Genomic DNA, 11,431 nt, shown 5'->3' with positions numbered 1-11,431 from the left:
CTTTTCGTCACCCACTACAGTTGACAAAGAGCCACTCTTTTTATTTTGCTTTTACTTCAAAACCTTCTGCGACACCTTCAGCAAAGTTTTCTTCAACAATGCTATCACAGTGATCACAGATAGTCGCATTGTAGCTACGTTCTTTGGTAGTTGGATCGATACGACGGCAACGATCACAGACATCACCTTCAGCACGTTCTACTGTGAATGCTACACCTTCAAAGCTTACAGCAGACTCAGGAGCATCTCCTTCAGCAATAGTCAATGCTGAAACAATCAAAAGTTGAGCAAGGTTAGTATTCAAACCTTCAAGAAGTTCTTTGACTTCAGCATTAGGATAGATTGTCAAATGAGCTTCAAGAGATTTACCGATAACTTTTTCGTTACGCGCTTCTTCCAAAGCTTTTTGAGCTTGGCCACGGAAATCCATGAAGGCATTCCATTTTTCAAGAAGTGCATCTTGACCAGCGAAATCTTCTGCTTCTGGCAACTCAGACAATTGAACATAGTCTTCTGTTTCAAATTCAAGATATGACCAAATTTCTTCTGCAGTGTGAGGAAGGATTGGTGTCAATAGTTTTGTAATCTTGACAAGAATATCGTAGAAGACTGTTTGCATTTGACGACGTTCAAGTGATTCTGCACTTTCAATGTAAACAACATCTTTGGCAAAATCAAGATAGAATGCAGACAACTCAACGTTAATAAAGTTAACCAAGGCTTTGTAGATAGTCAAAAATTCAAAGTTTGCATAGGCATCACGAATAGTCTTAACTAATTGGTTAAATCGAATAGTCATGTACTGATCTACAGAACGCAAGTCTTCAAAAGCTACTGCATCAGTTGTTGGATTGAAGTCAGAGGTATTAGCAATCAAGAAACGAAGTGTGTTACGAATCTTACGATAAGATTCTGATACTTGGCTAAGGATATCCATTGAGATACGAACGTCATTAGTTGTATCAACACTTGTTACCCAAAGACGAAGAATTTCAGCACCAAATTGTTTCTCAACATCACTAGGCGCAATAGTATTACCAAGAGATTTAGACATCTTTTCACCCTTACCATCAAGCGCAAAACCTTGAGACAAGAGTTGTTTGTATGGTGCAACACCATTATTAGCAACAGATGTGATAAGTGATGAGTTAAACCATCCACGATATTGGTCTGAACCTTCAAGATAAAGGTCAGCTGGATAAGTCAACTCAGGACGGTTAACAACGACACCATTCCATGATGAACCTGAGTCAAACCATACGTCCATAATGTCAGTTTCTTTAGTGAACTCTCCGTTTGGTGAACCTGGATGTGTAAAGCCTTCTGGAAGAAGATCTTTGGCATCACGTTCCCACCAGATAACTGAACCGTGCTCTTCGAAAAGTTTAGCCACATGTTCAATTGTTTCTTCGGTCATGATTGGTGTTTTATCTTCAGCATAGAAGATTGGGAGTGGCACACCCCAAGCACGCTGACGAGAGATTACCCAGTCACCACGGTCACGAATCATGTTGTAAAGACGAACTCTACCCCACTCAGAATGGAATTTAACTTTTTCAATCTCATCCAAAATCTCTTGACGGAATTTAGAAACAGAGGCAAACCATTGTGGCACAGCACGCCAGATGATTGGTTTCTTCGTACGCCAGTCAAATGGGTATGAGTGTGAGATTTCTTCTTTAGCAAGGAGCAAATCACCAAGTTTTTCCATAACGATTGGCGCCACTTTATCGTAGAACTGACCTTCAAAATCAGGACCAGCATTTTCCATCATGATACCACGCTCATTAACGGTTACGGCAACTTCAAGGCCATTAGCGATACCTACGTTATAGTCATCCTCACCAAAACCAGGAGCCGTATGGACGATACCTGTACCTGAATCTGTAGTTACGTGATCACCAAGGATAACAAGCTCATCAACTTCTGTATCCCATGGGTGTTCAGTGACGATTTGATTCAATTCTTCTCCACGGTATGACTGAAGTACTTCCACATCTGTCCAACCGAACTTCTCAGAAAGACTATTAAGTAATTCAGAAGCAACGACAAATTTTCGGTCTTCTCCGGCAGGTTTTACGAGAACGTATTCAATATCAGCACCAACAGTCAAACCACGTGAAGCTGTTACTGTAAATGGTGTTGTTGTCCAAACTACGATATATGTATCTGTGTCTAGTACTCCTTTACCATCCTTAACCTTATTGGCATAGTAAAGTGAAGTTGAAACTAAATCATGGTACTCGATTTCGGCTTCAGCAAGTGCTGACTCTGATGACCATGACCAATAAACTGGTTTTGCACCTTGATAGATGTAACCTTTTTTAGCCATCTCACCAAAGACACGGATTTGTGCAGCCTCATAGTCTGGTGTCAAAGTAACATATGGGTTATCCCAATCAGCCGAAACACCAAGACGTTTGAAATCTTCACGTTGTTTGTCAACTTGTGAAAGTGCATAATCACGACACATCTTAAGATATTCAGCACGATCAAGTTCTTTACGTTTCACACCTTGTTTTGCCAACACTTGCTCAATTGGAAGACCATGCGTATCCCAACCAGGAACGTAAGGAGCATAGAAACCAGACATTGATTTTGAACGAACAATGATATCCTTAGAAATTTTATTCATCGCATGTCCAACGTGAATATTACCATTGGCATACGGAGGACCATCATGAAGAGTGAAGTGAGGTTTACCTTGGTTCAACTCTTGACGGCGTTGATACATCTTAGCATCTTCCCACTCTTTTTGCCAGATTGGTTCTTTGTTAGGAAGTCCAGCTCGCATTGGAAAAGCTGTCTTACCTAGATTTAAGGTTTCTTTGAGTTTCATTATATCTCCTCTTTAAATTAATTTACTAAATAAAAAGAGCCTTCATCAAAAAGGACGAAAGCTCGTGGTACCACCTTAATTCAGAGCAAAAAACATTTGCTCCCTCATATGTCCGTAAGGAGGACCATCCTTCTAACTTACTTAGTTCAGTTAGAATGCTTGAAAATGATAACTATCCAAATAGGGAATGTGGGACTCACACCATCTCCCACTCGCTGTTAATATACTTGGTAAGTTGTATTTTTCTTATTCGCTAATATTCAATTTAAACGTTTGTGTTTCGTTAAGATTAATTTCACCTGTTGACTCAGGTTGTAAATCAAAATCTTCATCTACTGGTGCTGAAGTTGGGAAATCTGCTACTTCACTCTCGAAAGTATCTGGAATACCAAAATCAACTGGAGTTGAAACAACTTCGTTTGTTTCATCAACTTCTGGACTAGAGAAATCTTCAACTTGCTTATTACTTTCAGCAACGCGACGTTGAAGTTCAGCCATTTCATCAGGAGTGAATTGACGAGTTGCATCAAATGAAGCTGCGTCATTTGAATCTGGTACATGTTCATCCAAAACTTTTTCAACAACTTCTTTAAAGGCAGCATCTGAATTTTGAAGATAAATAGCTGTTGGTTGCAACAATTCACCCCATTCTGGAGCACTTGCCAAGCTAAGCTGACCTTCAACTGCAGCCAATAGGCGTTGGTGGAAGACACGACTTTGACGTTTAAGTTCTTCCGTTTCGATGGCAACACGTTTGGCTTCATCTGTTGCATCACGAAGAATTTCAGATGCTTTAGATTTAGCTTCTTCAACCAAATGAGTAGCATTGAAGTTAGCCTTATTAATCAAGTTAGCTGATTCATCAGCCGCTGAAGCTTTAACTTTTTCAGCTGTTTCTTGAGCCAAAATAACTGATTGACTCAATGATTCTTTCATTTCATCAAAATAAGCCAATTTTTCTTCAAGCTCTTTTACACGAGCAGCAAGTTCACGATTGTCACGAACCAAATCTTCATAATCATCTACAATAATATCAAGAAATTCATCAACTTCTTGCTCATTATATCCACGAAATTTAGTTGTAAACTGTTTATCTTTAATATCAAGTGCTGTAATAGCCATTACAGGCCTCCTTTATTTTTCATTACCATATCTGATGGTTTAAATTAAATAACTACTTTTTTCTCCGTCTTAACAGACTTTCAATAACGATTTTAGCTTTCCTGGACTTTGAAAATCCGTCTTGTTGAGCTAGTCGAAATCGACCATAACCTCTAACCGAAATCATATCACCAATCATAACCGTCTGATTAGCCTTCTCAATTTGTCTATAATTTAATTTAACTTTTCCAGAAGCAATAAGTTTTAAGGCGTTAGAACGGGATAGGTTTAATACCGTCGCCAACACATTATCAAGACGCATACTGGAAAGTAAAACAAAAAATTGTGAATAGTTTTCTTGATTTGAAATCCAATCGTCTTTGCTTACTTCTTTTAGAGTAACCGAAACATTACCAATCTTAGTAATAGTCATTATCGCATAACTTGCTAAATGAGAAGCAATGGAAAATTGAACACGTCCTTCTTCATCAAGAATAATATCTCCAAATACTTGACGGTCAAGACCAAGTTGATTAATCAGTGCTCCCAAAACTTTTGGGTGTGTCAATTTATTGAACTGTCTCGCATAAGAGATTTCTAGTCGTTTAATTTCAAAGTCATCGTCATCAAGCTCGTAATATTCGGGAGCAAGAATGACTCTTCCATACTCTTCAGATTCAAGAGTAGAACTCACAAAAAATTTTAAATTGTAGTAATGAGCTAACTCTTCAACAATCTGAATTTCACGAGGATTCAAGAAATCAGTTAAGTAAGGACTGTACCTATCATCAACTAATTGACAAAATCCCCTAACCTTCTCTAGAAAAGGACGTTCATCTAACGAGTAATGCTGTTCAATATTTTTAATATCTGACATCAGAGTAGAATAAATCTAAGAATTCTAAGTGAAAAGTTTAGTAGAAGTACAATTACCAATATTGAAAAATCAATACCAGCAAAAGCTAAATTCAGGCGACGAAATGGTGCGAGAATCGGTTGAACAATTTGTCTAATGATTCTTCCAAGGCTAGTATCATAGGCCCCTGGGAACCATGATAAGAACGCATAGACTACAAGAAGAATCTCTATCACGTTAACAACACGTGCCCAAATAACATAAAGTAATACAGACATTGCTTAACGTCTCTTCATGTCGAAGTCAAAATTAGCTTCTTGGTTGCCATGCGCCAACCCAATCTCTTCGATGTCAACAACGACATTAATTGGCGTAAGCAAATACATTGAAGAACCAACTTTTTGCAAGTTGCCTGTAAGCACCTTGCTAGCACCATCAATAAAATCAAGACAACGACGAGCTTGCGCTTCCAACATATATTGAAAATCGATTAAAACACATTCGTTTTCAATCAATAGTTCTACAATTTCCTGAGCATCTTCATACTTTTTAGGATATTTAATTGCAATTGTTGCTTTAGTTGTATTCATTTGTTGTGGTCCCTGATTTGCTTGTGAACGACTCAGAGGTAAACTACGAAGGACTTGAGTTTCCTGTAAGTCTGAATGAACATGTTGGCGACGAGGAGGGACTGTAGCCTGATAACGCTCAGGTTGACGTTGCTGACGAGGAGGTGGTGTCTGCACAGGTTTCTGTGCTTTTACTGGACGTTCTTTAGCCTCTTCTTTAGCAGCATCTTCATAATCTGTTACTTCGTCGGTATCAAAATATGAAACAATTTTATCAATTGCGTCTTTTAATGCCATAAGGTTATTCTCCGTTCTCTTTAAAGAATGCACTGCCTATTCTGACAAAGGTTGATCCATTTTGAATAGCCATGTCATAGTCTCGACTCATCCCCATGCTTAACTGATCACAAGGAACATTCTTTAGTTTTTTCTCTTGAATTGATTTTCTAAGTTCATTTGTCTCAGCAAAAATCTTATCAAGTTCTTGAGCATCTGCATCAATTGGAGCCATAGTCATGAGTCCAACTATACAAATCTTATCAAGATTTTCAATTTGTTTTAGAACAGTATCAAGTTCTTCTGGAGAAAAACCATGTTTTGACTCTTCACCTGAAACGTTTACTTGTAGGAAGCAATTAATGGTGTGGTCGGCACGCTTTTGAATTTCCTCTGCCAATTTAACAGAATCCAAAGCATGAAAATAATCAACTAAATTAATAACATCCTTTACTTTACGACGTTGCAGGGTACCAATGAGGTGCCAAGTCAAATCATAATTTTTTAAAGCTTGATACTTATCTAAGAATTTATCAACGCGATTTTCAGCAATGTGCTTGATTCCCGTTTTAACCAATTCTTCAGCGACATCACTTGAAACATATTTGGTTACGGCAATAATATTGACTTCATCGCTAGAGCGATTAGCCTTTTCACAAGCTTTTTTTACCGCCTGATAAACATTATTTTTATTCTCTTCTATAGTCATTATTAACGATTTTTAAAGAATGGTGGTGTCTCCAATTCATCATCATCTTCAACATCACTTGAGAATGTAGACATAGTCAATTGACTATCTAGTTGACCAGTTTCAGGACGAGAAATATTATCACGTCTCAAATCCCAATTACCAAAAGCTGACTGCTCTTGTTGAGGAGTTGCTGCTGCAGGACGAACTCCTGGTTGTGGCATTGAAGGTGTTTCATTATAGTCAAAATTTGGTTGACGTTCAAATGAAGGTTGAGAAACTGGACGTTGCTCTCCTTGAGCAACTTGCTGAGTAGGAGCTGAGGGGTGTGAAGGAGCTGTAGTCACTTTACGTGGCTGAGCTTTCATACCAGATACTTTTTCAGCACGATCTTGGCGAACTCCAGTTGCAACAACAGTTACACGGATTTCATCTTTCAATGTATCATCGATAGATGTACCAAGCCAAATGTTAACACCGTTACCAGCTGCTTGACCAACAATTTCAGATGCTTCTTCTGCTTCTGTAAGGGTCATATCAAGACCACCAGTTACGTTAACGATGACATCTTCTGCACCATCAATAGTAGTTTCAAGAAGTGGTGAATAGATTGCTTTGCGTGCAGCTTCAACAATACGTTCTTCACCTGAACCAATACCAATACCCATAAGTGCATTACCTTTATTTGCCATAACAGTTTTCACATCGGCAAAGTCAAGGTTGATCAAACCTGGGTTAGTGATAAGGTCTGTAATACCTTGGACCCCTTGACGAAGAACATTATCTGCTTCACTAAGAGCTTCAAGAAGTGGTGTTTTCTTATCAACAATTTCAAGAAGGTTATTGTTTGAGATAATAAGTAGGGTATCAACTTGCTCACGCAGCTCTTGAATACCTTCAACAGCGAAGGCACCACGTTTGTTACCTTCGAAGCCAAATGGACGTGTCACAACTGCAACTGTCAATGCACCCAAGCTTTTCGCAATACGTGCAATAACTGGTGCTGCCCCTGTACCAGAGCCACCACCCATACCAGCAGTGATAAAGACCATATCAGCTCCTGTAAGTGCTTCTGTAAGTGTTTCTTCACTTTCTTCAGCTGCCTTACGACCAACTTCAGGTTGACCTCCGGCACCAAGGCCACGAGTCAATTTAGGACCCAATTGGATTACTGTTTCTGCTTTAGAAGAGCTGAGTGCTTGAATATCAGTATTAGCTGCAATAAATTCAACACCAGCAAGACCTTCTTCAATCATTCGGTTGATGGCGTTTCCGCCACCTCCACCGACACCGATAACTTTAATTACCGCACCTTGAACTGATGCGCTATCAAATGAAAAACTCATTTTATTTCCTCGCTTTTACTAGATTCAATTAATCAAACATACTGCCGAAAATACCACGAACACGATCACCAAGTTTTTGTTTTTGTTCATGATTTTCTTCTTCAACTGGCAGAGGTACCTCAATGGTGTTCTCAACTGGAACAGGATTTGGCTGAGGAGCCACTCGAGGTGCTGGAGTAGGAGTTCTATCAAAACTCAAGGCAGGAGCCTCATTGTCGATTGGTTTACGACGAAGATACTCTTCACCAGACACAGCCTGTTGTGCGATGATATCAACTTCTGTAAGAAGACCAACATACTCAACAAGACTAATCACATTTGCAAACATTGGATTACGGATACCAACTTGATTTGGCACGTAAAGTTTAACATTTGTCTCAAAAATTTCTTGAGCAACTTCAACCACACCTGGCATGATAGCTGTTCCACCTACAAGGACAATGCCACCAGGCAAATCAAGTAGACGTCCTCGAGTCAAGTCTTGTTTAACTCTATCAAGGATATGCTTCACACGAGCTGAGATAATCTCAGCAAGGTATTTTTCTGTAATCTCAACTGGTGAATTCTCACCTACAACTTCTACTTGGACAGTTTCTGTTTCGCTTGCTTCTTCAATATCTGCATTACCAAAATTGAACTTAAGTGCTTCAGCAATCTGCATTGAAGTCTTCAAAACTTTTGAAATATCCTTAGTGATGTACTCGCCACCTTCAGAATAAATATTGGTAAATTGAAGTTCTTGAGCACGCATGCTTGCAACAGTTGTTTGACCGCCACCCATATCAATAACAGTAGCACCAAACTCACGTTCACCTTCATTTAGAACAGCACGTGTCATTGCAAGAGGAGAGATGATAATATTCTCTACTTGAATACCCGCACGTTCAACTGTCTTACGAAGGTTGTGAAGAATCGTTGTTGGACCTGTGTAAATGAGACCTCTCATTTCAAGACGAATCCCCATCATTCCACGAGGATCACGAATTCCTTGGAAGCCATCAACAATAAACTCTTCAGGAACTAGTGAGATAACCTCACGCTCAGGTGTAATGCTCTTTGTCAAGGCTGAGCGAACAACACTTTCAACATCTTCATCTTTGATTTCTTTTGATTCACTTGTTACAGGAATCATACCTTGTGTAGGCTCAATTTGAAGAAGATTAGCTGGAAGCCCAACGTTCACTTGCTCAATAACAATCCCAGCTTTTTCTTCTGCTTGTTCAATAGCTGTTTTGATTGATTTCGCTGCAGCGTCAATGTCAACAATGATGCCATCTTTCACACCAGAACTCTTAACATTACTTACTCCGATGACATTCATTGATCCATCAATAAACTCAGCAACAAGAACCTTAATCGAGCTAGTTCCTATATCTAATCCTGTAAAAAAGCCATCTCTAGCCATTCACTCGACCTCTCAATCTTTCCATTCAATATCTTTGTAAACTGTATAAAAACAGAATTATTCGGATACTATTGTACCATAAAAAAACGTAAAATGTCAGCATTTTACGTTTTTTATTATTCAATATTAGCCTTGAGCAGGGGAAGTCCGATGAGTTGTTTCTTGACCAACAGTTGGATTTTCTTGTCCTTGAATACCCGGATTTTCAGAATTAGACTCTTCCTCAGAATGCTGTTCCATTGATGTTGTAGTATCTTGACCTTCTTCAGAAGTTGCATTTTCTTCTTTTTTATCAGTCTTATCTTTATCTTTCTTTTTATCCCCATCAGTTTTTGATGATTCAACTTCAGGAGTCGTTGTATAAAGTCCAACTTCCATATCTACAATACTTCCATCTGAAAGTTGACTCTTAATTTTCTCGTAGTAAGGAAGCTTAACTGTTAATTGAGAAAGTGGAACACGAATGGAATTGCCATCATACAGCTCAATCGTTAGTAAATCTGAAGTTGCTTTAGTAGGCGTAAGATTAATAATTTGAATATTATTCTTGATTTTTGTATCAAGTTTATTTAATTCTTTTACTAACTCTTCAATTTTCTTCTCGTCATCCATCTTTAAGGTGATGAATTTATCAGGTAGATTACTAGTTGAAACTGTTCCTCCTGTCTTACCACTTTGAAGAATAGAAACATAACCATTTGTAGTTTGACGATAAGCCACGATTGGGTATTCTTTTACTGCAATATTAAATTGATTTGGAAAACTATATGTTACTGTAGCCTTTTTAACCCAAACATTGGTTTTTTCAACAGTTGATGCAATCTTTCCTTGGTTGAAAAAGACATGAGTGATATAGTCTGTATCAAGAATACCACTTGCAACTTTCACATCTTCTGGTAAAGCATTTTTTGTTCCTGATACAGTGAGAACCTTTTGTTTTGACCAAGGTGAAATAAAGAAAAGTGAAAATACGATTAGGAGTGCAGCGATAAGAATAACTAGTCCTGCAAGATTTTGTTGTGCAATTGGAATATTACTAGCCGTGTTCCCTTTTTTTCGTTTCTTCCTTTTGGTCTTTTTTTTCTTTCTAACCTTCTTTTTCACTGGTGGCTGGTTCTCATTTGAAGTCGCTTCTTCTGAATGCACGACCTTTCCATTCGCAAATTCTTCAGAATCTTCGGTTTCTTTTTTTCTCAAAAATTCGAGGTTTCTCTTCTGCCACTCTGTGAGAACTTGTTTTTCTTGTGATTCTTGATCCTTTTTTGCCATGAAATTCCTTTATTTTTTTGAAATACTAGTCACTAATAGGTTATAAAAATCATCAGGAGAAGTGATTTCCTCAGATTTAGCCATAGCTTCTTTGTAAGTCTCTGCATGTTCAACAAGTTGTTCAAGCTCATGATTTAAGGTTTCCCAACTTAATTCTGTTTCCTGTAATTGACGTGCGTAACCTTTTCGTTCAAAATAAGCAGCATTTTCAAGTTGGTCTCCTCGGCTAGCTTCTTTCCCTAAAGGAATAATTAAATGAAGTTTTTTCATAGCCAACAATTCGAAAATCGTATTTGAGCCACCACGAGTTACAACTAAATCTGCCGTATCCATAAGAGGTTGGTACAAATCTGTCACATAATCAACTCTATAAAGATGACGTTCTAAGGTATTCAATGAAGAGTCCCCAGAAATATTAATGACATTATATTTTTCCGTCAGTTGTGGAGTATTACTAATAAAATCATTAAATACCTTTGCACCAGCTGATCCACCAATGAAAAGGACAGTTTTTAAGTTGTCATCAAACTGTTCTTTAATCTTATCAAGGGCATCAGACTGATTAGATGTCGCCATTCCTACCTTTGTAATCGCACCTACATGTTTTGTCTTCGCCAATCCATTTGATTGTTCAAAAGTCGTAAACATAGTAGTCGCAAATTTGTAGGCAATTTTATTGGCCAAGCCCATAGAGAGGTCAGACTCATGCACATAGACAGGAACCCCTAATAATTTAGAAGCAATTACCGGTGGCACTGAGACAAATCCACCCTTTGAAAAGAGTGCTTGGGGACGAATCTTGGCAACAATTGCAATAGACTGTAGAATCCCCCAACCAACTTTAAAGACATCCAACATATTTTGCCATGCAAAATAACGACGTAGTTTACCTGTAGCAATACTATGGAAAGTCACATCTAAGCCAGATTTATCAATCTGCTCATGTTCAATCCCGTGCTTATCACCGATATAGTGCACTTCCCATCCATCTTTGAGAAATTTTGGAATTAAGATAAGATTTAAAGTCACATGTCCAACGGTTCCACCACCGGTAAAAACAATCTTTTTCGCTTTTGCCATAG

At 38.3% G+C, this 11,431-nt stretch carries 10 protein-coding genes; all 10 read right to left on the bottom strand.

The annotated features are described in order from the left end of the window. Positions 1 to 40: 40 nt before the first annotated feature. Positions 41 to 2,839, bottom strand: a complete 2,799-nt coding sequence (ileS, locus tag HMPREF2697_RS08890) for an isoleucine--tRNA ligase (protein WP_070850433.1) — start codon at positions 2,837 to 2,839, stop codon at positions 41 to 43. 246 nt (positions 2,840 to 3,085) lie between these two features. Beyond that, complete coding sequence (locus HMPREF2697_RS08885) at positions 3,086 to 3,961, bottom strand: DivIVA domain-containing protein (RefSeq protein WP_002884119.1); 876 nt, start codon at positions 3,959 to 3,961, stop codon at positions 3,086 to 3,088. A gap of 52 nt (positions 3,962 to 4,013) precedes the next feature. Then, complete coding sequence (locus HMPREF2697_RS08880) at positions 4,014 to 4,817, bottom strand: YlmH family RNA-binding protein (RefSeq protein WP_061652203.1); 804 nt, start codon at positions 4,815 to 4,817, stop codon at positions 4,014 to 4,016. Continuing rightward, positions 4,817 to 5,074 (bottom strand): YggT family protein, encoded by a 258-nt coding sequence (locus HMPREF2697_RS08875; protein WP_004182719.1) that lies wholly within the window; start codon positions 5,072 to 5,074, stop codon positions 4,817 to 4,819. Before HMPREF2697_RS08875 ends, HMPREF2697_RS08880 begins: the two co-directional genes overlap by 1 nt. A gap of 3 nt (positions 5,075 to 5,077) precedes the next feature. Further along, positions 5,078 to 5,662 carry a cell division protein SepF gene (locus HMPREF2697_RS08870; RefSeq protein WP_004182720.1) on the bottom strand — a complete coding sequence of 195 codons (585 nt, stop codon included), beginning with the start codon at positions 5,660 to 5,662 and terminating at the stop codon, positions 5,078 to 5,080. A gap of 4 nt (positions 5,663 to 5,666) precedes the next feature. Further along, the gene (locus HMPREF2697_RS08865) at positions 5,667 to 6,350 is read right to left on the bottom strand and encodes a YggS family pyridoxal phosphate-dependent enzyme (RefSeq protein ID WP_004182721.1); all 684 of its coding nucleotides are present in this window, start codon (positions 6,348 to 6,350) and stop codon (positions 5,667 to 5,669) included. Between the two features lie 2 nt (positions 6,351 to 6,352). Further along, entirely contained in the window at positions 6,353 to 7,675 is a 1,323-nt protein-coding gene (ftsZ, locus tag HMPREF2697_RS08860) for a cell division protein FtsZ (protein ID WP_014633298.1), read from the bottom strand. Positions 7,676 to 7,703: 28 nt separating this feature from the next. Further along, a complete protein-coding gene (gene ftsA, locus HMPREF2697_RS08855) occupies positions 7,704 to 9,080 on the bottom strand; it encodes a cell division protein FtsA (RefSeq protein ID WP_014633299.1) in 1,377 nt (458 codons plus the stop codon). Positions 9,081 to 9,206: 126 nt separating this feature from the next. Continuing rightward, positions 9,207 to 10,349 (bottom strand): cell division protein FtsQ/DivIB, encoded by a 1,143-nt coding sequence (locus tag HMPREF2697_RS08850; RefSeq protein ID WP_070850430.1) that lies wholly within the window; start codon positions 10,347 to 10,349, stop codon positions 9,207 to 9,209. A gap of 9 nt (positions 10,350 to 10,358) precedes the next feature. Continuing rightward, positions 10,359 to 11,429: a UDP-N-acetylglucosamine--N-acetylmuramyl-(pentapeptide) pyrophosphoryl-undecaprenol N-acetylglucosamine transferase gene (locus HMPREF2697_RS08845; RefSeq protein ID WP_070850429.1), complete on the bottom strand. Its 1,071-nt coding sequence runs from the start codon at positions 11,427 to 11,429 to the stop codon at positions 10,359 to 10,361. Between the last annotated feature and the right edge of the window lie 2 nt (positions 11,430 to 11,431).

The sequence above is a fragment of the Streptococcus sp. HMSC064D12 genome, assembly GCF_001837205.1.
Classification (GTDB): domain Bacteria; phylum Bacillota; class Bacilli; order Lactobacillales; family Streptococcaceae; genus Streptococcus; species Streptococcus salivarius_D.
This window is presented reverse-complemented; position numbering and strand designations above follow the sequence as displayed.

Coding starts and splice junctions, on each gene's coding strand:
- HMPREF2697_RS08845 (WP_070850429.1), bottom strand. CDS start 11,429: ATGGCAAAAGCGAAAAAGATTGTTTTTACCGGTGGTGGAACCGTTGGA.
- HMPREF2697_RS08870 (WP_004182720.1), bottom strand. CDS start 5,662: ATGGCATTAAAAGACGCAATTGATAAAATTGTTTCATATTTTGATACC.
- HMPREF2697_RS08885 (WP_002884119.1), bottom strand. CDS start 3,961: ATGGCTATTACAGCACTTGATATTAAAGATAAACAGTTTACAACTAAA.
- HMPREF2697_RS08850 (WP_070850430.1), bottom strand. CDS start 10,349: ATGGCAAAAAAGGATCAAGAATCACAAGAAAAACAAGTTCTCACAGAG.
- ftsA (WP_014633299.1), bottom strand. CDS start 9,080: ATGGCTAGAGATGGCTTTTTTACAGGATTAGATATAGGAACTAGCTCG.
- HMPREF2697_RS08875 (WP_004182719.1), bottom strand. CDS start 5,074: ATGTCTGTATTACTTTATGTTATTTGGGCACGTGTTGTTAACGTGATA.
- HMPREF2697_RS08880 (WP_061652203.1), bottom strand. CDS start 4,817: ATGTCAGATATTAAAAATATTGAACAGCATTACTCGTTAGATGAACGT.
- HMPREF2697_RS08865 (WP_004182721.1), bottom strand. CDS start 6,350: ATGACTATAGAAGAGAATAAAAATAATGTTTATCAGGCGGTAAAAAAA.
- ftsZ (WP_014633298.1), bottom strand. CDS start 7,675: ATGAGTTTTTCATTTGATAGCGCATCAGTTCAAGGTGCGGTAATTAAA.
- ileS (WP_070850433.1), bottom strand. CDS start 2,839: ATGAAACTCAAAGAAACCTTAAATCTAGGTAAGACAGCTTTTCCAATG.